Source organism: Bradyrhizobium sp. Kon58 (genome assembly GCF_055807455.1).
The window spans coordinates 1-23,155 of sequence record NZ_JBVVOT010000053.1 but is presented as its reverse complement, the minus strand read 5'-3'; the positions used below and the strand labels follow the sequence as shown (position 1 = coordinate 23,155).

The following is a 23,155-nucleotide window of genomic DNA, read 5'->3' as shown; positions in this document are numbered from 1 at the left end:
TGGACGACGACGGACAGCCCCGCACCGTCGATTCCGGCGACGTCAACGCCTACATCAAGGACATCACGGGCGAGGACTTCAGCGCCAAGGATTTTCGGACTTGGGCGGGAACCGTTCTGGCGGCGTTGGCGCTTGCCGAATTCAGGAAGTACGACAGCCAGGCCGAGGCGAAGCGCAACGTCGTCGCCGCGACCGAAAGCGTCTCGAAGCAGCTGGGCAACACACCGGCCATCTGCCGCAAGTGCTACGTGCACCCGGAAGTCCTGAACGCCTACATGTCAGGTGACCTCGTGAAGATGATTGAGGCCAAGATCGCGCAGAAGTTCAAGCGCCAGTACGCCAAGCTCACTTCCGACGAGATCGTGGTGCTGGCATTTCTCCGGAAGCGTCTCGATTCTCTGAAGGTGCCCGCCTAGCCGGGCCTACCCGGTCTCCGGACGCCTGCGTCCTCCTCGATGCCTCCAGGCAGGCCTCGGCTGGTGCTCTCGTCGGCAAAAGGGCCCTTCCATTCAAAGTTGGGCTGCTGGGCGTGGTGCGGGCCGGCGGGCGGTCGCTTACCGCGCGGGTTCGGCTTCCGTCCTCGCCATTCGCGCCTGCCGGCTCGGTAGAAGGACCCGTGCACAAGTCGCCGTCCCGATACCCGAAGCAACATCGTTCTTAGGTCGGACTAGCCTGGACAACGTAACGGCGGTCCGCTTGGGGCTAGGAGGTAATCGACAGTCTGGGACTATTTCAACCGCAGCGCCCACCCGGCGGCTTCTTCTTTGGCTTCGATCCACCTCAAGAGGCGTTCGCTCTCGCGCGTTCGCGCGCCTCACCGCCGTTGGCGGCGTTCGCGCCGCCGCTCGGCACGGTCGGCAGGTTGCCGCAGCGGAGGAACCGGCGCTGTCTCGGATACCATACTTCATCACGCAACTGCTCGCGTACTCGCGTCCGGAACTGAGCCATCAAGGAACCCTATCAGCCGATCGCGGATGATCTGCTCGGCCTCAATCATGATGCGGTCAATCAGCTCCTTGACCGTGGGGACATCATGGATCAGTCCGACCACCATACCGCAGCTCCAAGCACCGGCGTCCATATCGCCGTCAACCATCACCCTGGGGTAGACACCCGCGACCTGCTCATGGATGTCCTCGATCTTGAGGCTTGCCCCCTTCTCGCGCTCGACTTCCAGCAGGTGATCGACACCCTTATTCTTCAGCACGCGCTCGGTGTTTCGCAGGGCGCGCATCACCAGCACGGTATCGAGCTCGGTGGCTTTGACCAGCGCCTGCTTGACGTTGGCATGGACAGGAGCTTCCTTGGTCGCGACGAAGCGGGTGCCCATGTTCATGCCGGCGGCGCCCATTGACAGCGCAGCGACGAGGCTGCGCGCATCCGCCATGCCGCCCGACGCCACGAACGGAATCTTGAGTTCGTCCGCCGCACGCGGCAGCAAGATCATGTTCGGGATATCGTCCTCCCCGGGGTGGCCGCCGCATTCGAAGCCGTCGACGCTGACGGCATCGCACCCGATTTTTTCGGCTTTCAGCGAATGCCTCACCGAGGTGCATTTGTGGATCACCTTGATGCCGGCCGCCTTGAGCGCCGTCATGTACGCTTCCGGACTGCGGCCGGCGGTCTCCACCGCCTTGACGCCGCCTTCCCTGATGGCGGCGATGTATTCCGGATATGGCGGCGCGGTGAAGCTCGGCAGAAAGGTCAGGTTCACGCCGAACGGCTTGTCGGTCATGTCGCGGCAGCGCGCGATTTCCTTCGCCAGCAGCTCCGGCGTCCGCTGGGTCAGGCCCGTGATGATGCCGAGTCCGCCGGCGTTCGACACCGCGGCTGCCAGCTCGGCGAAGCCGACATAGTGCATACCGCCCTGGATGATCGGATGCTGGATGCCGAACAGTTCAGTGATTGCTGTCTTCACGTGCGCTTCTCCGCTTTCCGATCAGTTGACGATTTCAAACAAGCCGGCTGCGCCCATGCCACCGCCGATGCACATGGTCACCACGCCGTATTTCGCCTTGCGGCGCCGCCCCTCGATCAGGATGTGCCCCGCAAGCCGGCTGCCCGTCATGCCATAAGGATGGCCGATCGCGATTGAGCCGCCATTGACGTTCAGTTTGTCCGGATCGATGCCGAGCTTGTCGCGGCAGTAGATCACCTGGACGGCGTAGGCTTCGTTCAGCTCCCACAGATCGATGTCGTCGATCTTCAGGCCGTGCCGATTGAGAAGGCGCGGGATCGCCGCGACCGGACCGATCCCCATCTCGTCCGGCTCGACACCGGCGGCGACGAAGCCTCGGAAGACGCCGAGCGGCTTCAGGCCCTTCTTGGCGGCGGTCTTGTCGCTCATGAGGACGCAGGCCGATGCGCCGTCGGAGAGCTGGCTGGCATTGCCTGCCGTGATGGTCTTGCCTTCGAACACCGGCTTGATTTTCGCAAGGCCTTCCGCAGTGGTCTCGGGGCGCGGCCCCTCATCCGTCGACAGCGTCACCTGCTGATAGGTGACCTCCTTGGTGTCCTTGTTGACGACGGCCATCCTGGTCGTGATCGGGACGATCTCGTCATTGAAGCGGCCGGCCTGCATCGCGGCACCGATGCGGCGCTGACATTCGAGGCTGTATTCGTCCTGCCGGTCGCGGCCGATCTTGTAGCGCTCGGCGACGATTTCCGCAGTGTCGAGCATCGACATGTACATCTCCGGCTTCACCGCCATCAATTCATCGTCGACGGCGTGAAATCTGTTCATGTGCTCGTTCTGGACCAGGCTGATCGATTCGGCGCCGCCACCGATCGCGATCTCCACGCCATCGAGCACGATTGAGCGTGCCGCGACCGCTATGGCCTGCAGGCCGGACGCGCACTGCCGATCGATCGTGGTGCCGGCGACGGTGACCGGCAGGCCGGCGCGAATCGCACCCTTGCGCGCGACATTCATCACCATGGTGCCCTGCTGCATTGCGCAGCCCATCACCACGTCTTCGACTTCGCCCGGATCAATGCCCGCGCGCCTGACCGCCTCGGCCATCACATGACCAGCCATCGTCGGCCCCTCGGTGTTGTTTAGCGCGCCGCGATAGGCCTTGCCGACCCCGGTGCGGGCGGTGGAAACGATAACTGCCTCTGTCGTCATGGCTGCCTCTTTGGTTACGCTGCCGCGTCGAGCTGCACATAACGCAGCAAGTGGTGAGCGGGATCGCCGAACTGGATGTTGATGGAGGAGATTCGCTTGAAGTAATGGCCGACGTTCAATTCGTCGGTCATACCCATGCCGCCGTGGAGCTGCACCGCCTGGTCGGCGATGAACTTGCCGGCATACCCGACCTTCGATTTGGTACCGGATGCGAGGCGCGAAATACCGCTATCGCCGGCACGAAGGCTGAGATTGAGATGCTGCATCAGGGAAAGCGCCTCCTGATGGGCGATAAACATGTCGACCATCCGGTGTTGCAGCACCTGAAAGCTGCCGATGGTGACGCCGAACTGCTTTCTCGCCTTGGAGTACTCCAGCGTCGCCGAGTTCAGTTCGGCCATCGCGCCGACCGCCTCGGCACAGAGCGCGCCAATGGCCCTGTCACGGCAGCATTCGAGCAGGGCGACGCCTTCGCCCTCGCCGCCGAGCAGCTCGCCGCGAACATCGCGGAAGGTGATTTCCGCGGCGCGGCGGCCATCGATGGTCCTGAAGCTCCGCAGATCGAGGTTGGCCGCCCGCGCGTCGACGACGAACAGGCTGATGCCGTCGCGATCGTCGCGCTTGCCCTTAATGCGGGCGGAGACGATAAGATAGTCCGCCCAGGGCGCCGCGATGACGGCGGTCTTCTCCCCCGTGAGCATGTAATCGCTGCCGTCGCGCCGTGCCGTGGTCGCGACATTGGCGAGGTCGAAGCGCGAGGCTTTTTCGGTCCAGGCCAGCGCCCAGATCTTCTGTCCGGCGATGATATCGGGAATCAAGGCCTGCTTCTGCTCTTGGGACCCTGCATGCTCGATCAAGCCGCCCGCCAGCACGACCGTTTCGACGTACGGCTCCACGACGAGGTGGCGCCCGAACTCCTGGGCAACGATCATAGTGGAGAGCGGGCCGCCACCGAGTCCGCCGCACTCCTCGGAGAACGGCGCGGCGAGCAGGCCGAGCTCTGCAAAAGCACCCCACTGCTTGTGGCTCCAGCCCTCTTCGCTTGCTACGATTTTGCGGCGTGCCTCGAAGCTGTACTGGTCGCGCAGCATGCGCTGTACGCTGGAGCGCAACAATTCCTGCTCTTCCGTGAACTGGATATCCATCCGATCCTCTTTGTTGCGCTTTGCTAGAGACCGAGCACCGCTTTGGCGATGATGTTGCGCTGGATCTCGTTCGATCCGCCGTAGATGCTGAGCTTGCGCGCATTCAGGTATTTTTCCGACACGGTGTGGCCGTAATCGGGCCCCGGCATGAACTGATTTGCGCTCAACGGTTGCTCGCGAAGTGCGAGGCCGTAATTGCCAATGGCACGATGCGTCAGCTCGGTAATTCCCTGAAAGATCTCGGTGCCGCGGATTTTGAACAGCGAGGCCGCAGGACCCGGATCGATGCCGCGCGCCATTTGCGCAACGACCCGCAGCTCGGTGGCCTCTAGCGCAAGCACGTCGAGCTCGATCCGCCCGATCTCCTTGCAAAACTCGAGATGGGCCGGATCGTCCGCCCCGATCTCGGCCTTCACGATCTTCTTCAAGCGGTCGAGGTAGCGCGTCGACCGGCCGATCCCGGCCATGCTGGTGCGCTCGTTACCCAGCAGGAATTTTGCGTAGGTCCAGCCCTTGTTCTCCTCGCCGATCAGGTTCTCGACGGGGACGCGGACGTCCTCGAGGAAGACGTCATTGATCTCGTGCGATCCGTCGATCGTGATGATCGGACGCACGGTCACGCCAGGCGACTTCATGTCGATCAGGAGGAATGAGATGCCCGCCTGAGGCTTTGCGCCCGGATCAGTACGGACCAGGCAGAATATCCAGTCGGCGTGCTGCGCCAACGTTGTCCAGGTCTTGTGGCCGTTGACGATGTAGTAATCGCCGTCGCGCACGGCCTTGGTCCGGACGGTGGCGAGGTCCGAGCCCGACCCCGGCTCGGAATAGCCTTGGCACCACCAATCCTCACCCGAAAGGATCCGCGGCAAGAATTTCTGCTTTTGCGCGTCGCTACCGAAAGTGTATATGACCGGCCCCACCATGGTGACGCTGAATGCCAACGGCGGCAACGTGCCGGCCCGGCTCGTCTCCTGCTCGAAGATGAAACGTCGGGTAATCGACCAGCCGGGGCCGCCATATTCCCTAGGCCAGAGCGGTGCGATCCAGCCCTTTTTGTAGAGAATGCGGTGCCAGAGCAACGATTGCTCCTTGGTCAGGTCGGTCTCCGGATTGGGGACCCGCATTTCCTTCGGATAGTTTTCGGCGATGAAAGCGCGTACCTCGTCACGGAAGGCCGCGTCTTCGGGAGACAGTGCGAGTTCCATTGTCTGCGTCCTACCACTTCTCACCGAAGGGGCGGATTTCCATCTCGAAGGTCCAGGCGCTCTTCGGCTGCTGATACAGCTGCCAATAGGACGTCGCGACCGAGGCCGGCGGCATCAGCAGATCCGGATCGTCGAGCGCATCGGGCCCAAGCGATTCAAGGCGCCGCTGGCGCACCCATTCGGTGTCGACACCGGAATCGATAATGAGGTGGGCGACGTGGATATTTTTCGGGCCGAGCTCGCGCGCCATCGCCTGTGCCACCGCGCGCAACCCAAATTTGGCGCTGGCAAAGGCGGCATAGCCGCTGCCGCCGCGTAAGGAGGCAGTCGCGCCCGTGAAGAAAATGTTGCCCTGGCCGCGCGGCAACATCAGCCGGGCCGCCTCCCGCCCGGCGAGGAAGCCGGAGTAGCAGGCCATCTCCCAGACCTTCCGGAATACGCGCTCTGTGGTGTCGAGGATCGGAAAGTTGACGTTGGCACCAATGTTGAAGATGCAAACATCCAAAGGCGCGTGCTTGTCGGCATCGTTCAGGAACGAAACGATCTCCTCTTCCTTGCGCGCGTCGAGCGAACGTGCCTGGATCTCGCCGCCCGCGGCCTCGATCTCTTTGACCAGCGGGGCCAGCTTGTCGCCATTGCGACGGCCGGCGAAGACGGTGAAGCCCTCAGAGGCGAACTTCTTTGCGATCTCGCCGCCGATGAAATCGCCCGCGCCGATCACGGCGACAGTTGCATTTCTCTTTTTCAAGGGTCTCTCCCGGTTGGGTTAGGCTTGCTGTGTGCAAAGCTGTTCTGTCGGTGCTGAAAAGTGGAATGCGGCTCATGAGCAAGTCGAGGACGTTTGGATTTCGGCAGCGCGGTGACCGAGGATACCGTGGTCGCAGGCGCTGTCCTTGAGCGGCGTGGTTCGCTCTATGATCTCGGTACGCTGGCGGAACGCCGACCGATCGATGCAGCCCGAAAATGCAAGAGCAGCCTCCTTAAGACCGAGCTCTTGCGACAGCTTCGCCACTACCCAACCGGCTCCCACCCTGAAGAACATCGACGCCATTAACGTTGCGCCTCCTGATGAAACATGCGTTCTTTTTTAGAACTCGTCAATCGCTATTTTCGGCGCAGTCAAGTCTGAAGCGGCAACTTCGCTGCCGTACCGAGTCCTACCAACCGCGAGCGAGCGAGCATGAGAGAACGCCGCCGAGTCGCGATCGGTGCGACGGATGGTGCCATCAGCGTTGTCGCTGCCGTGTGCAGCGGTGGTCACGCTGTCCGCTGCCAGATCTCAGCCTCTCATCGATGCTCAAAGCGAAAGACGGGAGCATCCGCGCCTCCGGCGTCGATGCCAGCAAGCACAGGCGACCAAAAGCTGTTCGCGGAGCTCGATGCGAGATCGGGCCGTTCGCAACGATAACTCGAGCTTCCCGCCGGCTCCTGCCACGACATGACCGGACCGCAGATCCCCAACTAGCCAGTTTTGGAAGCGGGCTGCCGGCTCTGTTCGAGGATAGATTCCTCGACGTCCCGCAGTTGGTCCTTGCCGAAAAACATCTCCTTGCCGACGAAGAAAGTCGGCGAACCGAAGGCTCCGCGCGTGACGGCGTCATTGGTCAGGTCAATGAGCTTTTTCTTCACGTCATCCAGCTGAGCGCGCGCAACCAGCCTGTCGATATCGATCCCAGAGGAAGCAAATGCGCTCCTGAACACTTCGGGATCGTCCATCTTCTTGGGCTCTTCCCACATATGATGATAGGCGGCGCGGAAATACGGTTCGAACATGCCCTCGAACTGGGCCGCGACGGCGCCGCGCATCAGCATCAAGGTGTTGACCGGGAAGAATGGGTTCTGGCGAAATTTCGTGATGTTGTGGCGCCGGATGAATTGCTGGGTCTCAAGCGCCTGGTATTCCGGCTTGTTCTTGATCCCGCGGAGCGAGTCGAATGGCGACATGTTGCCGGTCGCCTTGTAGATCCCGCCGAGCAGAACCGGGACGTACTCGAATTTGACGCCGGTCCGCCGCTCGATCCCGGGAATGGCGACTTCCGCCAGATAGGCGTTCGGGCTGCCGAAATCGAACTGGAATTCAACCCTGGGGGTCATGAGCGTTTTCTCCCGTAGAACGCATTGGATGATCAGAGAGCGGCGATCCAATTGCGTGCGTTGCCTGATCAAGGCTACAGTTCTAAAATCGAACTGTCAATCTGATCGGCTTGAGGCTGGTTTTGCCGTTCTGTCGGGTATTGTCTGAAATTCAGTACCTATCTAGAATGCAACGAAATGCGACGGCCTCGGCGACGCTTCGAGGTGGTTATGCCGGGGCGACTGGAGAGTACGGATGAAGTGGAAGGAACTCGAGGAAGAGCCGTGTTCGATGGCTCGAACCATCGGCGTGATCGGGGACCGCTGGACGCTTCTGATTCTGCGCGAATGCTTTCTGCGCACGCGCCGCTTCGAAGGCTTCCAGTCGGCGCTCGGAATTACCCGTCATCTGCTCGCCGAACGGCTGAAGAAGCTGGTTCGGCAGGGAATCCTGCGCCGCATTCCCTACCAGGAGGCGCCCAAGCGTCACGAATACATCCTGACCCAGAAGGGACTCGATCTTTATCCTATCATGATGGCGCTGGTGCATTGGGGCGACACTCACATGGTCGACGAACGCGGCCGGCCTTTGCTGCACCAGCATCGCAAGTGCGGCAAGGACTTCGATCCGGTCATGGTGTGCTCTGAATGCGGCGAGCCGCTCCTGGCCAAGGAGGTTCATACCCATCCAGGCCCAGGGGCCCAAAGGCCACGGACGATGGTGGCACCTGAGAAGCCGAAGGCAAAGGCGCGCCGCAGCGCCGCTTGAGCCGGCCACGGGCATCACGCACCGATCGCATCCTCAGACCCGAATCACGGCTGGGTCGGGTTCGTTGCAGTGGAGTCGGTCCGCTTGATCAGCACGGTGTTTAAGTACGGCACGCTGATTGATATAGGCTTTGTCGGTGATTTCTCCCGCGGCCAATGAGGGCGGGTCCTTCAGCAGGGTGAATGAGCAGATTTTTTCGCTGCTTCCAACAGTCTCGTTGTATTCCCGCAAACGATGCTTCAGGAACTCGATCACGTGAGGATCGCAGGTCAAATCAGCAGTCGGCGCGTCCGAAACCCGCGCCGCCTCGGTCGGGTTCAGCCAGCATAGCAGCGCGCAGGCTTCGCGGTTTTCTCCCGCAACGACAATGTCAAGCAGTACGCCGCGCGTTGCGGCCAGGATGGCGGCACGCATTGCTCCGATCGCAACCCAGGTGCCGTTGGCGAGCTTGAAGTTCTCGGAAATTCTGCCCGTAAATCGCAAACCGAGCTCCGGCTTCTCCGGATCGATAAACGACACGGTGTCGCCGATGCGATAGAACCCCTCTTCGTCGAAGGCCTTCTCCGTCAGATCGGCCCTCCCGAGGTAACCCGGGGTGACGTTGGGGCCCTTCACCCTGGCCTCATACGTATCGGAAACTGGAACCAGTTTGAGCTGCACGCCTGGCGCCGGAAGGCCAATCTCGCCCGGCCGATCCGTTGCCCAATGCGTCGTGCTGATTGTCGGCGCGGTTTCGGTCGTCCCGTAGCCCGACATGACGGGAATCCGCCGGCCCGTGATCGACGATGTCAGCCGATAAAGTTTTTCAAGCGTGCCTTGGGAAATTGCAGCCCCCGCGTAGCTTAATCGATCCAGGCGCTTGAAGATGCTCGCGCCGAGCGCGACGTCGTTCTCTATGGCATCACACAACAAATTGTAGCCGGCCGGAACGTTGAACATCGCCGTCGGCGAGATCTCCTTGAGGTTCGCGACCGATTTGTGAAAGAGCTGAGGCAGCGGCCGGCCATCATCGATGTAGAGCGTCCCGCCGTTCTTGAGAATGCCATGAAGAATGACGTTGCTGCCCATCGTGTGATGCCACGGCAGCCACTCGACCTGGACCGGCGCTTCCGGAGGCGACACCAGCAGGCTCCCCATTTGCAGGGAGCTCGCCATCATGCGGTGCGTGTTCAGCACGCCCTTTGGCAGGCCGGTCGAACCGGACGTGAAGAGGACTTTCGCAACGGCGTCAGTGGAGACCGCATTTGAGGCTTGCGCAAATCCTGTCCTCTCCGCTCGATCCGTCAGGACGCGGAAAGGCGTCGTGTCCGGCGCGCCATCGACGCTGATCCAGGCAGAGTCTGCCAACTCGGGAACGGAGCGAGCCGCGGAAAAGTCGCGCGCACTCTGAACGAACACGAAATTCGGACGCAGCACCTGTGCGATATCCTTGAGGCGCGCAACGCCGCCGGGCATCAGCGTGTAGTTGGGCGATATCGGCGCCAGAATGACGCCTATCGACATCGCCGCAAAGGAGATCACCGCGTTCTCGATGGAGTTGCCCGAAAGCACGGCCAACCTGTCAGCCGGCTTTGCGCCCATATCGATCAGGCTCTGGCCGACTGCCTGGACCTGCGACCATGCTTTCCCATAGGTGATCTCGTCCCATCCCCCTTTGGCATTGCGTTGGGCGAGGAATATTCTGTCCGGAGCCGCGCTTGCCCAGCGCGGCAGAAAATCGGTGACGCGCCAGTCGCATGGCCCCAATTCGAGCGGCGACCTCAATACAAGCGTGCCGTCGGTCCTGCGCTCGACGGAGAGCTCCCTTGGCGCAAACGTCAGTGGCTTCGTCGACATCTAGAACGATCTCCTGAATCACCGCGGATGAATAGAGCGAACGGGTTGCGCCGGGTCACTCGGACCTGGCATCCAAAACGTCTCCGAAGGCTTGCCACGTCGTGCCGGTCCAACGCTGCAGCCGCATCTGCGTCCAGATCATGTTCTCCGTCTCACTGGTGTTGACCTTGATCCCGGGCAGCGCAGTGGGAACGACGACGTCTTTAAGGTTCTTCGCCTGGGCCAGAATATTCTTCCGCGACAGATCATCGCCGCATTGCCTCAGAATCTGCTCGAGCAGGACGCCTTGCTGATAGCCCGTCAGATAACTGCCGTTAGTGATATCGACGCCCGGGAGATATTTGTCGAGAAATGCCCGGTAGGCCTGCATGCCCGGGTCATCCTTCCATGTCTCGTCCAGGATATCCTTGTTGATCGTCCCGACCATCACGCCGACCGATTTGTCTAGGCCGGCCGGTGCAAGCGTGCCTCCAACCGATCCGGACGGAAAATTGATGATCACGGTCGCCTTCCAGCCGATCACGGAAGCTTGGCGGATGGCCTGTGCCGCGAACTTGGGTGTCCCCGCAATCACCAGCGCCTCGGCACCCGAGCTCTTCAGATTGGTGATCTGCGAGTCAATCGTCGGTTCGGTGACCTCATAGGAAGCGCTGACGACCTTGCGATCGAAATCCTTTCCGAGGAACGCTTTGAAGGCGCCGAGGTAATCTTTGCCGAGATCGTCGTTCTGATACAGGATGGCATATTTAGCGTTCGGCAACGTCCTCGTCAGATATTTGGCGTAGATTTTTCCTTCGGTGTCGTAGCTGACGAGACCCGTGGTGATCAGCGGGAAATTGGCGACATCCGTGAATTTGGACGAGCCGCTGACGATGGCGACACTCGGTACCCCCTTGGCCTTCAGGTATTTTGCAGTGGCCGAGATGCCGGGCGTGCCGAGCTGGCCGAACATGAACGATACTTCGTCGCTTTCGACGAGCTTGCGGACGTGCTCCACCGCCTTGGGAGGACTGTATCCGTCGTCGTAGGCGATGTAGTTGATCTTGCGTCCGTTGACGCCGCCGCGGTCATTCAAGGCCTGGATGTAGGCCGTGAGGCCCTTGCCCACTAGACCGATCGATGATGCAGGTCCGCTGAAGGGAAAAACGCCGCCGATCTTGATCTCGGTAGCAGAGATTCCCGGCTCGGAGGCGGCGAATGCGGGACCACTCAAGAACAGAGCCAGAGCCGCGACGATCGTCCATCTCACCAACATTGCTCGTCCTCCCAAACGTGCACCCCTTTTCGGGTGTGCGGCTTTTGTTTTGTTGCGCCGGCGGCGGCTCGTCGCGCGCCCTTGAAGAGCCATCGCGCTGAACGGGTCGAGCTGTAATCCGGCACTTCGCGGCCGTTGCGCTCGGCCACTTCGCGCAGACTACAGTTCTTTTTTTGAACTCGTCAAGCGATTAGATGCTCACGTGCCAGGACTCGGAAGACAGGGCCGCTCTCGCACCTGGAACCTCAACGGCCGAGTATTCGGCTATTCTGGGAGAGGGATCGCTGGCGTATTTCGACGCTCCTGAGGATCCTTTTACATTCTGTTTTTGAACTGTGAGGTCCGCGCGGCCACGCAGTGCCTGGCTTATCTAAGCAGACACCCACCGCTGCACGGAGAGAAAGGACCGAGCCCTACTCGGCGGCCATAGCTGTTCGCGATTCTAAATTCTTGGCCGAACGCTCATAGAGCTCGGTCCGGGGCTTGATTCGAAACCACGCGACGTAGAGCGCAGGAAGAAGCAGCAGGTTCAGCACCGTTCCGACCGCCGCGCCGCCGATCAGTGTATCGTCCATCGGACAGGGTGAGGGCCCGTTCGCGAACGGCTCTCGCGGAAAGCTTGAGGTTCACCTGCTAACTTACAATCGGTTCGGCGGCAGCTTCCTTGAGGCCAGCTGCCGCTTGGGCTGCAAGCCCGCGCGCGGCTTCCTGTGAATCCAGAAATTCATAGATTGCATGGACTCTGCCCCACCGCAGGGTGAACACGTGGAGACCGCGGTTGACGTACAAGCCGTCGCCGTCGAGCAGCGTTGCGGTGCCGTCCCACTCGACAAACACGGTGGTGTTCCAGGGCCAGCCCTTCACCCACACGTTGTTGATCTTGATCTGGAGAGTTGGCAGGACGCGTCCGAGCCGCTCGAACCAGCGGCGCAGCGCCGCTTTGTCTTGGCGCTCCCCACCCAGCGCGTGATTGCCGGAAACACGGTGATGGACGTACGGCACGGCCCCCTTCACCACGTCATCCCAGCGATGGTTGTTGACATGGTCGAAGCTCTTTCGAATTTCTTGCTCGACAATGTAGCTGTACATGTAGCTTCTCCAACGGTTAGCGCGGTTAGATTGAGACCAGGCAGTTGCTCCGGCTTTCAGCGGTGGTCCTGACGCGGGCGCCCTCCTGCGGGAGGTGAGCGCCGAGCGAAACGATCGCATCACCAGAGGTCAAGCCGGAGATCACGGCGGTTTCGTCTGTCACCCGAATAAGTTTGATCGGCCGAAAGCTTAGGGTTAAGGCACCCGCGACCCGATGGATGCCGGTGAAGCCTCGCTCCGATCCGGTCATCCCCCGCGGCCGCGATCCTGACGACCGGTGCTTCCTGTCTCGGGTCGTCCACGCCGGAGGCTGCCGGCGCGCGAAGCGCAACGAATGCGGCCGCCGCGCATCAGGACGCTCCCAAGCACGTTCATGGGTCGCGTTTCCATACGATCGTCTCATGCAGATAGATTGCGCTTGAGCTCTATACCGCGTAATAGATGTTGAATGCAATCCAAATTTGGAGACCGATGATGCGAGTGAGTCGCATTCAGGCTGAGGAAAACCGGCAAAACGTCATCAATGTCGCAAGCCGCCTGTTTCGGTCGCGGGGATTTGACGGCATCGGCCTCAAGGACCTGATGGAAGCCGCCGGGCTGACCCAAGGCGCATTCTACAAGCAGTTTGAGTCAAAGGAGGACCTGGCCGCGCAGGCGTCGGCGCGCGCGCTGGAGAGCGCCACGCTCCGATGGTCGACCGCCATCGCCGCGGCCCCTGAGGATCCCCTTGGGGCGGTGATGGGGTTCTATCTCAGCACGGATCATCGCGACGAAAAGATGGACGGCTGCCCGATCGTGGCGCTCGGCTCGGATGTGGCCAGACAGAGCGGCGAGGTGAAAGCGTCGTTCGAAGGCGGGATCAAAGCGCATATCGAAATCCTCAGCCGCCTGATTGCCGAAACGAGCGACGAGGAATCCAGGAGCAAAGCCATGGCCATTCTTTCGACGATGGTCGGGGCGTTGACACTCTCACGCGTCGTCAACGATCCCGATCTCGCTCAGGCCTTTCTGGAAACGGCGTCGCGACAGATTCGGGACACTGTCGCCGCTTGAGATCGGTGCTTGATAACTCACAGGGAGAACGCAAATGCGCAAAGCAGGGATACACAATTTTCCGGCAATCGATCGTGTCGTTTACGGCAAAGCTGCGTCTGACGCCTTGAACGATGAAGCGGTGCGGCTGGATGCCAAGCGCGTCTTCCTGATCGTCAGCTGCACCTTGAATACCAAGACCGACGAGATCGAGAAGATCCGGCGCGCGCTCGGCGGAAGACATGTCGCGAGCTTCGATGGAATCGCAGAGCACACTACGCGCAAGCAAGCTGCCGACGTTGCCCGTCAAGCCAAAGACGCCGGAGCCGACCTGGTCGTCGCGGTCGGCGGGGGCTCGGCAATCGACCTCGCCAAGATCGTCATCATGGCGATGGAACATGATATCCGCGACGAAGCGGGTTTCGATCCATTCCCCATGGGCCCGGGCGCCACCGTCTCGCCGTTCCGATCGCCAAAAGTTCGACAGATCGCGGTGCCATCCACGCTGAATGGCGGCGAACACAATGCAGCAGCGCTCGTCACCGATGAACGCAGCAGGCTGAAGCAGATTTTCTTTCATCCCCGGATGATGCCGGTGGCGATCATTCTCGACCCCGCGCTCACCGTTCATACGCCTTCCAAGCTCTGGATGGGATCGGGAACGCGCTCGATGGATCACGGCATCGAAGCCTTGTGCTCGCCCGCCGGCACCCCGCTCGCCGACGAGGTCGTCCTGGCCGGCATCCGCACCCTGCGCGAGGGAATGCTGCGAACCTTGCAGCAACCTGATGATCTGGAGGCGCGCCGACTGTCCCAATACGGCGCGTGGCTCGCCGCTTTCGGCCTCCAGGCGCGGGTCCCCATGGGAGCCAGTCACGGCATCGGCCATGTGCTCGGCGGCACATTCGGCGTCCCGCACTATTATTGCACACCGGTCATCATGCCGAGCCTACTCCGCTATAACAAGCCGTTCACCGAGGATGCGCAACAGCGCCTGGCGACGGCCCTTGGCGAGCCGGGCATGGAAGCCGCCGCCGCCTTCGCACAGTTCACCAAGAAACTTGGATTGCCTGGCCGTCTTGCCGACGTCGGGATTGGCGAAGACAAGTTTGATCAGATCAGCAAGATCGCGATCAATCACCGCTTCGTCCAAGCCAATCCGCGGCCGTTCAAAAGCGAAGCTGAAATCGTGGATCTGCTCCGAATGGCTGCCTGAACTAGCTGCCGATCGGCGGCGGGTGGCAACTGTGTTTCGGCATGGAATAAAAATTGGACGCCGATGAGGGGTCAAATTTGCAAACCGATTGACAGCCAAGCGCTCGATCAGCGAGCGGCGCAGCGCGTAGTTGGGATACAGCATGATGTCGGCGAACGAGAAGTCGCCGACTAGGAAATCGTGTCCCTGCAGCGGCTGGTCTAGGTAGCCGAAGTGGCGAATGAACCGCTGCTCGAACAAGTCGATCGTGCTCTGCACCTTCTCGGGCGCGACGACCGCTACCTGCTGCAGGCCGGCGCTGGCGCCGCCGATATCGGTGGCGGCCTGCATGTATTATTGCGTCGCCATGTAGAGGATCGCCTCGTCCGTCGGAATGTGGAGGCCACCCCCGCGCGCCAGCACCAACTCACGCTCGCCATCCGCCCATGGCGAACGATCGGCGCCGGGTAGTCCGGGAAGACGCCCGGCATCAGCGGCAAGTTACCGACGGTATCGCGCATGGCCCGGGCCAACTGCCGGATAGCGGCCTGGCCTTTATTGAACGAATAGATGGGGTGATTGCGGTTGCTGCTCGAAAGGCTCAGCCTGGAAGGGAAGCCGGAGAGCCGGTGGCAGCAGGAGCGGGAACATGAAGCACTATGTCGGTCTGGATGTTTCGCTAAAGGAGACGTCTATCTGTGTTGTGGACGAGAATGGCGTCGTCATTCGCGAGGGCAAGGCACTTTCGGAACCGGAGGCTATTGTTGCCTGGCTCAACGAAAGCGGATTGCCCATTGTCAAGATCGGGATTGAGATTGGTGGTCTAGCTCGTTGGCTGTACAGCGAACTGCGTGCTGCCGGCTTACACGCAGTCTGCATCGATCCCCGAAGACTGCGTGGCGTGACTAAGACGATGCCGATTAAGACCGATCGAAACGACGCTCGCGCCATTGCACAGGTAATGCGGGTCGGCTGGTACACCGTTGTTCATATCAAGGGTGACGTGAGCCAGGAGCTACGAATGCTTCTCAACAATCGCAAGACGCTTTTGATCAAGCAGATCGATATCGAGAACGAAATTCGCGGCGTCTTACGCGTCTTCGGCTTAAAGCTGTCTGGTCGTATATCTCAAGCGACCTTTTGAGCAGCAGACTAATGAACTCACGGATGGCCAGCCACGACTCGCGGCGATGCTGCGCCCAATGCTTGTGGCTCGAGCCGCGCTGCGTGAACAGCGTGAGGCGGCTATGAACGTCGACCTCGTAGACAAGAGCGAGCCTCGCAGGCTGTCGGTAACGAGCTGAACCCTTGTGCCAGCAACCGCAATCAGACAAGAGATTGCACATGATTCAGGGATCGGTTCGGGAATGACGCAGCTGGGTGGTGAGTTGTAGCAGAGTCGCTGCGGGTCGCCGCCCCGCTGTCGCGCATTTCCGGCAGCGCAGCCGACTAGCGAGATCGTGGATGAATGTGGTCGGCACGTGCTTCATCGCGGCCAGGTCGACATTGCTCGGGGTTTTGCATCGCGGGCAGCGGATTTCCAGCCACGGGAAGCCCGCATTGATGGCTTGGTCGATCGTGGGCGAGGGATCGATCGGCTCACCGTCCGACCACATCCGCTCGTTCCAGCTTTCGCATAGCAACCTGTCGGCTTGCTGCAGCATGATCTCGGCCTTGGCCCGCATCTCAGTCGACTGCGCAGCCAGGATGTTGGCCATCGCCCGCGACTTGCCGAGCTCCTTCTTCAGGGCCTTGCGGTCGCCTCCGGAAAGGGGCGTCGGGTGATACTTCGGCGACATCGAGCGGCGCCTAGGCCACGTCGAAGGTCGGCCAGCAGCCGTCTTCCTCATGGCGCCCGGTTCGGTTGCCGCAGGTGTCATCGAGCAGCCGCTGACCGACATCCCTCCAGACCGCCTCCGGACCGTAGAGCCTGGTAGCGTCCGCCTTCTGAATCTCGACCGCCCTGCCGCAGCGCCGGCAGCCCACCCTGAGAAGGTGCTGGGGTATCTGCCTCAGGCGCAGCAGGCGTGTCGAAGCGCCAGGACCTGAGCCGACCGCTTCCGCGCGAGGGTCCTCCAGCACGGCCTGCCAATATTCCGGCGGCAGATCCTCGTTCGGGGCCAACCCGCGTCCGGGCGCGGCCTTTCTGCCGACTGCAGCTGCCATCTTTTCCATCTGCTTCAGTGTCGGCATGCGCCAGCTCGCGGGTCGGTCGGCCATGGCACATTAGAACATATCGAGAACATAAGACTCGAGTCCGCCCAAAGCCGGAAGTGAGAAATGATGCGGGCCGTCGGCTCGGTGTCGGAACCGCGCCACGGCCCCCGCGAATGAAGAGGCCTCTGAAACGTACTCGTCCCGAGGCCCTGTATCCGGCGATCTCTGAAAGCGGGAAGATTTCAGTCAACGAGCCGAAAGCTCGTCGGCTCGCCGCGGCTGGATCTCCGTCCTGCGGAGGTAGAACCGCACGGTCGTTCCGATACCTGGCGCACTCTCGATCCTCACGGCGCCTCTAGATTGATGAGGCTTGCCGTAGAACTGACTCAGGCCGAGGCCCGTACCCTTGCCGACGTCCTTCGTCGTGAAGAACGGTTCTAAGGCACGTTCCGCGACCTGAGCGCTGATGCGCTGATCGGTTTAGTCAGTGTGAGTACGCCTGCCGCATCGTGCTTCTCGATTTGAAGCGGCGTTAACCCAATAATCAAGTCGCCTTAATCCGGGCCAAATGTCGTCTATGGCTTGATGCTCCGAGGTGGGCATCGCTTTGATCAAGGTCGTCGTACTTGGACTGGTTTGCGTCGGGGGTATCGGTGCTATTGCTGCCGCCGCCTCCAAGTCTGCTCCGGCGCCGACACCTTCGATCGCTTATCCTGTTGTAGCCGGCAACAAGGCTGATCGGCTATCGCTGGTCAGCATGCAAGACGTCCAGCCAACTGTTGAGAAGGTGGCCCTCGCCTTTACGACACCTTCCGAGCCGCCGACGTCTCCACCGCCTCAGCCTCAGCCAAAGGAAGTGGCCAAGGCGAAGGCTCCACAATTCATTGCTCGCCACTGGCACGATCCCAATGACACCCGAGTCAGCGCCAGAAATTCAAGGTCGGAGCCTTCGAGAAGTACCTCACGGAACGGCTCCGCTAGCAAGTTGGCTGACGCGCAAGAGTGCCGAGTAGATGGCCTAAGCTCGATGCTGCGCAAGCTGAACTTGCAGCCGGCCTGCTCCCGCTAATTCCTGCGGAAGGAATTGTGCGCTGCGTCTAAGCTTGGCTTTCTTCCTCTGAAGTCAAAACGCTTGCACGTTTCGTTGCTGCCGCGCGCTGTTCTCATGCATACTCGATAATGCGCGGCTGAACGGCTCACAAGAATGGCTGAAACAGTTTGCGCTTTAAGGGAGGACAACGATGCGCCGTTCTTACGTTAACTTCGTCTATTCCACCGCAATTGCGTTGGCACTTGCAACTACGCTCTCCTCGACCACCTACGCTCAGAAAAAGTACGATCCTGGAGCAACCGACACTGAGATCAAGATCGGCAACATCATGCCGTACTCCGGTCCAGCATCCGCGTACGCTACGATCGGCAAAACTGAAGCCGCCTACTTCACCAAAATCAATTCTGAAGGCGGTATCAACGGTCGGAAGATCAACTTTATCTCTTATGACGATACGTACAGCCCGCCTAAGACGGTCGAGCAAGCTCGTAAGCTCGTTGAGAGCGATGAGGTGCTGTTGATCTTCAATCCGCTTGGGACGCCTGGTAACACCGCTATTCAGAAGTACATGAATTCGAAGAAGGTCCCGCAACTGTTCGTATCGACAGGTGCTGCCAAGTGGAACGATCCGAAGAATTTCCCCTGGACGATGGGTTGGCAGCCCAGTTACCAGGTCGAAGCGCGCATCTACGGCAAGTATATCCTGCAAAACTACCCGGGTAAGACCGTCGGTGTGCTTTATCAGAACGACGACTTTGGAAAAGACTACGTCACTGGCCTAAAGGATGGCCTTGGTGACCAAGCCAGCAAGCTGATAGTTGTTGAAGCTCCTTATGAGACGAGCTCACCGACAGTCGATTCTCAGGTCGTGCAAATCAAGGGCGCCAATCCGGACATTTTCGTAAACATAGCGACACCTAAATTTGCGGCCCAGGCGATAAAGAAGGTCGCTGAAATGGGATGGCATCCGGTGCAATTTCTTACAAACGTGTCTGGTTCAATTGGCGGCGTCATCAAACCTGCCGGTTACGAGGCCAGCCAGGGCATCTTGTCTACCGCCTACTTGAAGGATCCGAAGGACGCTGAGTGGAAGAACGATGCATCGATGAACGAGTGGCGAGCGTTCATGACAAAGTGGTACCCTGAGGGTGATCTTGATGACTCAGCGACGGTCTTTGGGTACGGTGTGGCAAAGGGCCTGGAGCAAGTCCTACGTCAGTGCGGTGATACATTAACGCGCGAGAACGTAATGAAGCAGGCAGCCAACCTCGATTTTGAGATTGGAATTTACCTGCCCGGCACGCGGATCAAGACTGCCCCGGATGACTTTGCCCCGATCGAGCAGCTTCAGATGATGCGGTTCAAGGGTGAAAGTTGGGAACGATTCGGGCCGGTTATGAGCGGCGCCAAGGGATCCTGATCGGCCATTTTGCGGTTGTACTTTGACCCGCACCGCTCGTTCATCGAATAGGTGCGGGCCAGAGCGGCCGACTGTCATTCTGTTCAAGAATTTTTTGAGAAGCGGTCAAGCATCCAATCTGCGAGTCAAAATGACACATGCTGAAATTGAGATCGAGTTGCTCGCCTTGCGTTCCGAACTCAATGAGCAAGCTACCAGAGCTCAATCTCGCGAGATCGAGTGGCGCAGGCTTGGCTTAATCGCGAAGGGAAGCAGTATACTAGCTTCATTGACCGGTATGGGGTTCATCATTGCGAATCTGATGATCTCGAAAACGCCATCCAATGGCAATTCTCACGACCAGCTTGTTATGATGAGTTTATTTATGATCTTACTTGCCGTTCCCCTGATGCTCATAGGCCAGGCTTTGCACAAGTCACCGCAACTGGCTATCGGACGATGCTGACCGGTAGAGTTGTCGGTGGCCCGGGTCGAAGTGAGGTGCCGCACATACAAGAACTCGGTGAGCTCCCATTGTATTGGCACAGACACGCAATAGTGCCGTCTGACTTGGGACCACGAACATGACAAGCTTTCGTACAGGGCTCTTCGCCATCGCAACCGCGGCCGCAATCGTTTCGACCGTCGGCTCGGTCTCCGCTGCAAGTGCAGGACCATACGATTGGATGAGCAACAAACCATATGTTGCCTGCGTGCAACAGGCTTACAGCCACGGCCAGGTAATCACGCAGCTCTACGGTCATACGGCTGGTGTGATCGCCTACAACCGCGATCGTCGCGCTTGCAACAGGGCGAATGGCTACCCGGATGTCTGATATTGTTCATGAGTGAGCCGATGAATTCCCCATCGGCTCACCATGAGTTCCGAACGTGCCCCGGCCTGAATACCTCTATTTGCTCGACAGTGGGATAGCTCAGATGCGCTGGTTTCTTTTGAATGTTATTGGCGGGTCGATCGGCTTAGGAATGCTGCTCATTACGGTGTCTGACAACTGGATGAGGGGTCGCAGCATCTTCTTAGGGGTTATCATGGTCTTTTTCGCGATCGTCTCGATCCTAATCAGCACACTCATGTTGGTGGTGCAAATTAGGCGGTCCAGCGCAACAGCTCCACCCGCGACGGTTCGGGAGAGCTAGCATCGGACCCAGGAAACCTCGCTTCAGCTGCTACTAACGTTGATGGCCCAATCCGAACCCAAGTTTCAATGCTTTCTGACGCAAGGAACCTACAGACCTCTTCGTCAGCTTTGCGATCTTGGTAACAGGCGTTCTTGCTTTCGAATGAGCCCGCAATTCCTTCACGTCTTCCTTGGTGTATTCCCGCCTAACGGACTTCTTTGATTTCTTGGCCATGTCGACTCCGATTAATTGGAGTGGCCTTCTATCATGACTGGCTTGATGAGCAACTTGGTTGCACAGAGATGCTAGAGGGCTCGACGTAAATCCATCAGCTCCGTAGCTTTGCGGCTTGTTGAGCTGTAGCCATTCGAGAACGTCGGTAGGCAGCAACTGGATAGCGCTGATGATAGGACTTGCGACGATCTTGCGGTGCAGGATGCGTGGCGGGCGGTAAATATTGGAAGAGACTTCCGGCTCGTCCCACAGCGATCGCTCCTTGACGTTCCTGCCGTTTGCTGGAGGAGTTGAATTGCTCTAGTCACGATAGCTCCCACGTTCCCGCAGATCCTATTTCTTTCGCTGCTCTTCGGCGTAGACGCGAGCCGGTCCTGCCGCACCGTACGTCCCGCCGCCTAACCCGCGTTCATGTCGAAGGATGTTGCCGCCATAGCGGCCGGTCGCCATCCCTCGCAAATGCGATGGATAGTTGCCGATAAGGCGCTCTTCGATGTTTGTGGGATTTGATAGTTTAGATGCTGGATTGCGCCAGCGTAGCGGCTTGCGAGCCATGATATCTCCGTTCGTGCGAATGGGATGCAGCGTTGATCTGCACAGGGAGATATTTAGGCCCGCAGCTCGGTGCGCCCTGCCGGTTGGGAGCAATATCGAGGCGTTGCGACGACCAAAGGCGATCTGGACCTTGCCCGGCTGGGCCATCTACGTGCTGCAGCAGGCCGATGCTATCCACAAATGCGAAGAGCACGCTGGGCGAACGACCGCGCCGATCCGCATGCGGGGCACGCGCTGGATGTCGCGAGACATGAGCCACCGGACGGCATGTCCCCGGACGAAGCGGTTGCCGAGGTCAGCGCCGTGCTGGATCCGATCGCGATACCAGCCCCGAGTGTCTGCCCAGCTGGATTATGCAAGTTAGGCCGAGTGATAGCACTTTGTGAGCTTGGCGCTGCAGCGGCACAGGGTGACGATCTTCAGCGCCGCGCATGTAACACCCACCTCATTCGGGCGACTGGCCCAACATGAGAACGCCTGTTAGAGTTGCCCATGGCGAATTCCTCCCCATGGTTTGTGGCCATCGGCGCATCCGGAGCGGAAGGGATGTCGGACCTGCTGTCCCTGCTCCGATCGCTGCCCTTCCCGCTCCCCTCCGTCACTCTTGTCGTGCTTCACAGACCTTCGGACCGCTCCTCCAACCTCAAGGCCGTGCTCGCACGTGGTTGCCCACACCCGGTCGTCGTTGCCGACGAAGGTCAGAGCTTCGAAGCGGGAACGGTCTACATCGGAGAGCCTGCCGCGCACCTGGTCTTGGCCGAGCGCAGCTTCGGCGCAATTGTGAAGGATCCCGACCACGCTTACCGCAATCGTACGATCGACCTTCTTTTCCGTTCGGTGGCAGCATATGCAAAGCCGCGTATCATCGGTGTAGTCCTCTCGGGTTCGCTGGATGACGGGTCGCGAGGACTGGCTTCGATCCACGCGGCAGGAGGCCTGACGATGGTCATCACCCCGGATTCGTGGGCACCTCCGGGCATGCCTGAAAACGCTATCGGCTACGATGGTCCGATTGACCTGATTGGTTCAGCAACACAGATAGCGGCCGCCATTTCGAAAGTCATTGCGCACTGAAGATGCCTTCGCTCACTAGAGTTCGATGATGATCCAGATCAACAATCTTCCCAACTCAACGCTGAAGATCCATTCCCATGAAACAACCAACTTCACCTTCCCCCAGCGCCGGCGAGGAAGAACGGAAGCCGCCCTCGCGCTCCGACGAAGCCCGCCGCGTCGTCGAGGAGTATGCGAAGGATCTGGCGGAGATCATCAAGCGACTTCGGGGCGCCCTTCGTTGACAGGGATCACCCGCACTATGGCACGGGGCGACGACTGGCTGATTTGCGCGTTTAAGCGTCTCATCTGATCTGTGCCGTAGCGAGCTCGCATTCAGTAATGGTTGCTGGATCGGCTGCGGCCCAACAGGCAACGACAACGCGTGCGATCTTATCTGAGGTATGGCGGATGCTGCGTGGCACACCGGGTGGTAGGTACAGGTAGGTGCCACGTGTAGCGCGAAAGCGTTCCGCCGACCATTCCAGTCTCATTTTCGCCGGTCGTTTATTCTAGAGGATCGTTTCCCTTCGGCTCTTGCAAGAATTTAGGCACGCGGTCTCGCGGGGCGGGGCGTTCGGACGGGTCGCGGCCGAGCTTGGACTGCAGCTCGACCAGGTCGGTGAAGACGTCGGCCTGGCGGCGCAGCTCGTCGGCGATCATCGGCGGCTGGCTCGCGATCGTGGAAATCACGGTGACCCGCACGCCCAGGCGCTGAACGGCCTCGACCAGGGAGCGGAAGTCGCCGTCTCCCGAGAATAGGACCATCTGGTCGATGTGCTCGGCGAGCTCCATGGCGTTCACGGCGAGCTCGATGTCCATGTTGCCCTTGACCTTGCG

The 23,155-nt window shown here is 60.0% G+C and carries 26 protein-coding genes and 3 pseudogenes; 12 read left to right on the top strand and 17 right to left on the bottom strand.

Annotated elements, in window-relative coordinates:
- Positions 1-416 (top strand): annotated as a pseudogene (locus tag AC0L20_RS38445) (DNA topoisomerase IB); the annotation flags it as partial.
- 491 nt (positions 417-907) lie between these two features.
- Here the strand turns inward: AC0L20_RS38445 and AC0L20_RS38440 are convergent.
- The 7 genes from AC0L20_RS38440 to AC0L20_RS38410 all read right to left on the bottom strand — a co-directional run bounded on the left by AC0L20_RS38440 (position 908) and on the right by AC0L20_RS38410 (position 7,571).
- Positions 908-1,918: an NAD(P)H-dependent flavin oxidoreductase gene (locus tag AC0L20_RS38440; protein WP_473295453.1), complete on the bottom strand. Its 1,011-nt coding sequence runs from the start codon at positions 1,916-1,918 to the stop codon at positions 908-910.
- A gap of 21 nt (positions 1,919-1,939) precedes the next feature.
- The gene (locus AC0L20_RS38435; protein WP_473295452.1) at positions 1,940-3,127 is read right to left on the bottom strand and encodes an acetyl-CoA C-acyltransferase; all 1,188 of its coding nucleotides are present in this window, start codon (positions 3,125-3,127) and stop codon (positions 1,940-1,942) included.
- Positions 3,128-3,141: 14 nt separating this feature from the next.
- On the bottom strand, positions 3,142-4,272 hold the full coding sequence (locus AC0L20_RS38430; protein WP_473295451.1) for an acyl-CoA dehydrogenase family protein: 1,131 nt from the start codon (positions 4,270-4,272) through the stop codon (positions 3,142-3,144).
- Positions 4,273-4,295: 23 nt separating this feature from the next.
- Positions 4,296-5,477 (bottom strand): acyl-CoA dehydrogenase family protein, encoded by a 1,182-nt coding sequence (locus AC0L20_RS38425; protein WP_473295450.1) that lies wholly within the window; start codon positions 5,475-5,477, stop codon positions 4,296-4,298.
- A gap of 10 nt (positions 5,478-5,487) precedes the next feature.
- A complete protein-coding gene (locus AC0L20_RS38420) occupies positions 5,488-6,225 on the bottom strand; it encodes an SDR family oxidoreductase (RefSeq protein WP_473295449.1) in 738 nt (245 codons plus the stop codon).
- A gap of 72 nt (positions 6,226-6,297) precedes the next feature.
- A complete protein-coding gene (locus tag AC0L20_RS38415) occupies positions 6,298-6,528 on the bottom strand; it encodes a hypothetical protein (protein ID WP_473295448.1) in 231 nt (76 codons plus the stop codon).
- Between the two features lie 410 nt (positions 6,529-6,938).
- On the bottom strand, positions 6,939-7,571 hold the full coding sequence (locus AC0L20_RS38410; RefSeq protein WP_473295447.1) for a DsbA family protein: 633 nt from the start codon (positions 7,569-7,571) through the stop codon (positions 6,939-6,941).
- A 235-nt stretch (positions 7,572-7,806) separates the two neighbouring features.
- Between AC0L20_RS38410 and AC0L20_RS38405 the strand changes: the two genes are divergently transcribed.
- On the top strand, positions 7,807-8,319 hold the full coding sequence (locus AC0L20_RS38405) for a winged helix-turn-helix transcriptional regulator (RefSeq protein WP_473295446.1): 513 nt from the start codon (positions 7,807-7,809) through the stop codon (positions 8,317-8,319).
- A gap of 33 nt (positions 8,320-8,352) precedes the next feature.
- Here AC0L20_RS38405 and AC0L20_RS38400 read toward each other — a convergent pair whose 3' ends face one another.
- The 5 genes and pseudogenes from AC0L20_RS38400 to AC0L20_RS38380 all read right to left on the bottom strand — a co-directional run.
- Positions 8,353-10,155, bottom strand: a complete 1,803-nt coding sequence (locus tag AC0L20_RS38400; protein ID WP_473295445.1) for an AMP-binding protein — start codon at positions 10,153-10,155, stop codon at positions 8,353-8,355.
- Positions 10,156-10,210: 55 nt separating this feature from the next.
- Positions 10,211-11,410 (bottom strand): ABC transporter substrate-binding protein, encoded by a 1,200-nt coding sequence (locus tag AC0L20_RS38395; RefSeq protein ID WP_473295444.1) that lies wholly within the window; start codon positions 11,408-11,410, stop codon positions 10,211-10,213.
- A 413-nt stretch (positions 11,411-11,823) separates the two neighbouring features.
- Entirely contained in the window at positions 11,824-11,985 is a 162-nt protein-coding gene (locus AC0L20_RS38390; RefSeq protein WP_473295456.1) for a hypothetical protein, read from the bottom strand.
- Positions 11,986-12,043: 58 nt separating this feature from the next.
- Positions 12,044-12,499: a nuclear transport factor 2 family protein gene (locus AC0L20_RS38385; RefSeq protein ID WP_473295443.1), complete on the bottom strand. Its 456-nt coding sequence runs from the start codon at positions 12,497-12,499 to the stop codon at positions 12,044-12,046.
- A 25-nt stretch (positions 12,500-12,524) separates the two neighbouring features.
- Positions 12,525-12,695 (bottom strand): annotated as a pseudogene (locus AC0L20_RS38380) (efflux RND transporter periplasmic adaptor subunit); the annotation flags it as partial.
- Positions 12,696-12,973: 278 nt separating this feature from the next.
- On the opposite strand from AC0L20_RS38380, the gene AC0L20_RS38375 reads away from it, so the two are divergent.
- The 5 genes and pseudogenes from AC0L20_RS38375 (at position 12,974) to AC0L20_RS38355 (ending at position 15,870) form a co-directional block, all read left to right on the top strand.
- Positions 12,974-13,552: a TetR/AcrR family transcriptional regulator gene (locus tag AC0L20_RS38375; protein ID WP_473295455.1), complete on the top strand. Its 579-nt coding sequence runs from the start codon at positions 12,974-12,976 to the stop codon at positions 13,550-13,552.
- A gap of 34 nt (positions 13,553-13,586) precedes the next feature.
- Positions 13,587-14,087 (top strand): annotated as a pseudogene (locus tag AC0L20_RS38370) (iron-containing alcohol dehydrogenase); the annotation flags it as partial.
- Positions 14,088-14,126: 39 nt separating this feature from the next.
- Complete coding sequence (locus AC0L20_RS38365) at positions 14,127-14,747, top strand: dehydroquinate synthase/iron-containing alcohol dehydrogenase family protein (RefSeq protein WP_473295454.1); 621 nt, start codon at positions 14,127-14,129, stop codon at positions 14,745-14,747.
- A 213-nt stretch (positions 14,748-14,960) separates the two neighbouring features.
- On the top strand, positions 14,961-15,197 hold the full coding sequence (locus AC0L20_RS38360) for a hypothetical protein (RefSeq protein WP_473295442.1): 237 nt from the start codon (positions 14,961-14,963) through the stop codon (positions 15,195-15,197).
- Positions 15,198-15,375: 178 nt separating this feature from the next.
- Positions 15,376-15,870 carry an IS110 family transposase gene (locus tag AC0L20_RS38355; RefSeq protein WP_473295441.1) on the top strand — a complete coding sequence of 165 codons (495 nt, stop codon included), beginning with the start codon at positions 15,376-15,378 and terminating at the stop codon, positions 15,868-15,870.
- Positions 15,871-16,075: 205 nt separating this feature from the next.
- Here the strand turns inward: AC0L20_RS38355 and AC0L20_RS38350 are convergent, their stop codons facing one another.
- Complete coding sequence (locus AC0L20_RS38350) at positions 16,076-16,525, bottom strand: hypothetical protein (protein ID WP_473295440.1); 450 nt, start codon at positions 16,523-16,525, stop codon at positions 16,076-16,078.
- 10 nt (positions 16,526-16,535) lie between these two features.
- Entirely contained in the window at positions 16,536-16,946 is a 411-nt protein-coding gene (locus tag AC0L20_RS38345) for a hypothetical protein (protein WP_473295439.1), read from the bottom strand.
- 1,178 nt (positions 16,947-18,124) lie between these two features.
- Between AC0L20_RS38345 and AC0L20_RS38340 the strand changes: the two genes are divergently transcribed.
- From AC0L20_RS38340 to AC0L20_RS38330, 3 genes are all read left to right on the top strand, one after another.
- The gene (locus AC0L20_RS38340; RefSeq protein ID WP_473295438.1) at positions 18,125-19,354 is read left to right on the top strand and encodes an ABC transporter substrate-binding protein; all 1,230 of its coding nucleotides are present in this window, start codon (positions 18,125-18,127) and stop codon (positions 19,352-19,354) included.
- A gap of 130 nt (positions 19,355-19,484) precedes the next feature.
- Positions 19,485-19,799 carry a hypothetical protein gene (locus AC0L20_RS38335; protein WP_473295437.1) on the top strand — a complete coding sequence of 105 codons (315 nt, stop codon included), beginning with the start codon at positions 19,485-19,487 and terminating at the stop codon, positions 19,797-19,799.
- Between the two features lie 118 nt (positions 19,800-19,917).
- Positions 19,918-20,169, top strand: a complete 252-nt coding sequence (locus tag AC0L20_RS38330; RefSeq protein WP_473295436.1) for a hypothetical protein — start codon at positions 19,918-19,920, stop codon at positions 20,167-20,169.
- Between the two features lie 355 nt (positions 20,170-20,524).
- Here AC0L20_RS38330 and AC0L20_RS38325 read toward each other — a convergent pair whose 3' ends face one another.
- Together AC0L20_RS38325 and AC0L20_RS38320 are read right to left on the bottom strand one after the other, a co-directional pair.
- On the bottom strand, positions 20,525-20,707 hold the full coding sequence (locus AC0L20_RS38325; protein WP_473295435.1) for a hypothetical protein: 183 nt from the start codon (positions 20,705-20,707) through the stop codon (positions 20,525-20,527).
- 333 nt (positions 20,708-21,040) lie between these two features.
- Complete coding sequence (locus AC0L20_RS38320) at positions 21,041-21,409, bottom strand: hypothetical protein (RefSeq protein ID WP_473295434.1); 369 nt, start codon at positions 21,407-21,409, stop codon at positions 21,041-21,043.
- Positions 21,410-21,754: 345 nt separating this feature from the next.
- On the opposite strand from AC0L20_RS38320, the gene AC0L20_RS38315 reads away from it, so the two are divergent.
- Together AC0L20_RS38315 and AC0L20_RS38310 are read left to right on the top strand one after the other, a co-directional pair.
- A complete protein-coding gene (locus AC0L20_RS38315; protein WP_473295433.1) occupies positions 21,755-22,336 on the top strand; it encodes a chemotaxis protein CheB in 582 nt (193 codons plus the stop codon).
- Positions 22,337-22,413: 77 nt separating this feature from the next.
- Positions 22,414-22,560 carry a hypothetical protein gene (locus AC0L20_RS38310; protein WP_473295432.1) on the top strand — a complete coding sequence of 49 codons (147 nt, stop codon included), beginning with the start codon at positions 22,414-22,416 and terminating at the stop codon, positions 22,558-22,560.
- Between the two features lie 262 nt (positions 22,561-22,822).
- On the opposite strand, the gene AC0L20_RS38305 is transcribed toward AC0L20_RS38310, so the two are convergent.
- On the bottom strand, positions 22,823-23,155 hold a 333-nt coding region (locus AC0L20_RS38305; RefSeq protein WP_473295431.1), incomplete at its 5' end, for an NYN domain-containing protein.

What these genes read in the sequence shown, in the direction of transcription:
- AC0L20_RS38435 (WP_473295452.1), bottom strand. Translation starts at nt 3,127, where the DNA reads ATGACGACAGAGGCAGTTATCGTTTCCACCGCCCGCACCGGGGTCGGC.
- AC0L20_RS38430 (WP_473295451.1), bottom strand. Translation starts at nt 4,272, where the DNA reads ATGGATATCCAGTTCACGGAAGAGCAGGAATTGTTGCGCTCCAGCGTA.
- AC0L20_RS38425 (WP_473295450.1), bottom strand. Translation starts at nt 5,477, where the DNA reads ATGGAACTCGCACTGTCTCCCGAAGACGCGGCCTTCCGTGACGAGGTA.
- AC0L20_RS38415 (WP_473295448.1), bottom strand. Translation starts at nt 6,528, where the DNA reads ATGGCGTCGATGTTCTTCAGGGTGGGAGCCGGTTGGGTAGTGGCGAAG.
- AC0L20_RS38410 (WP_473295447.1), bottom strand. Translation starts at nt 7,571, where the DNA reads ATGACCCCCAGGGTTGAATTCCAGTTCGATTTCGGCAGCCCGAACGCC.
- AC0L20_RS38405 (WP_473295446.1), top strand. Translation starts at nt 7,807, where the DNA reads ATGAAGTGGAAGGAACTCGAGGAAGAGCCGTGTTCGATGGCTCGAACC.
- AC0L20_RS38400 (WP_473295445.1), bottom strand. Translation starts at nt 10,155, where the DNA reads ATGTCGACGAAGCCACTGACGTTTGCGCCAAGGGAGCTCTCCGTCGAG.
- AC0L20_RS38395 (WP_473295444.1), bottom strand. Translation starts at nt 11,410, where the DNA reads ATGTTGGTGAGATGGACGATCGTCGCGGCTCTGGCTCTGTTCTTGAGT.
- AC0L20_RS38390 (WP_473295456.1), bottom strand. Translation starts at nt 11,985, where the DNA reads ATGGACGATACACTGATCGGCGGCGCGGCGGTCGGAACGGTGCTGAAC.
- AC0L20_RS38385 (WP_473295443.1), bottom strand. Translation starts at nt 12,499, where the DNA reads ATGTACAGCTACATTGTCGAGCAAGAAATTCGAAAGAGCTTCGACCAT.
- AC0L20_RS38375 (WP_473295455.1), top strand. Translation starts at nt 12,974, where the DNA reads ATGCGAGTGAGTCGCATTCAGGCTGAGGAAAACCGGCAAAACGTCATC.
- AC0L20_RS38355 (WP_473295441.1), top strand. Translation starts at nt 15,376, where the DNA reads ATGAAGCACTATGTCGGTCTGGATGTTTCGCTAAAGGAGACGTCTATC.
- AC0L20_RS38350 (WP_473295440.1), bottom strand. Translation starts at nt 16,525, where the DNA reads ATGTCGCCGAAGTATCACCCGACGCCCCTTTCCGGAGGCGACCGCAAG.
- AC0L20_RS38345 (WP_473295439.1), bottom strand. Translation starts at nt 16,946, where the DNA reads ATGGCCGACCGACCCGCGAGCTGGCGCATGCCGACACTGAAGCAGATG.
- AC0L20_RS38340 (WP_473295438.1), top strand. Translation starts at nt 18,125, where the DNA reads ATGCGCCGTTCTTACGTTAACTTCGTCTATTCCACCGCAATTGCGTTG.
- AC0L20_RS38335 (WP_473295437.1), top strand. Translation starts at nt 19,485, where the DNA reads ATGACACATGCTGAAATTGAGATCGAGTTGCTCGCCTTGCGTTCCGAA.
- AC0L20_RS38330 (WP_473295436.1), top strand. Translation starts at nt 19,918, where the DNA reads ATGACAAGCTTTCGTACAGGGCTCTTCGCCATCGCAACCGCGGCCGCA.
- AC0L20_RS38325 (WP_473295435.1), bottom strand. Translation starts at nt 20,707, where the DNA reads ATGGCCAAGAAATCAAAGAAGTCCGTTAGGCGGGAATACACCAAGGAA.
- AC0L20_RS38320 (WP_473295434.1), bottom strand. Translation starts at nt 21,409, where the DNA reads ATGGCCCAGCCGGGCAAGGTCCAGATCGCCTTTGGTCGTCGCAACGCC.
- AC0L20_RS38315 (WP_473295433.1), top strand. Translation starts at nt 21,755, where the DNA reads ATGGCGAATTCCTCCCCATGGTTTGTGGCCATCGGCGCATCCGGAGCG.
- AC0L20_RS38310 (WP_473295432.1), top strand. Translation starts at nt 22,414, where the DNA reads ATGAAACAACCAACTTCACCTTCCCCCAGCGCCGGCGAGGAAGAACGG.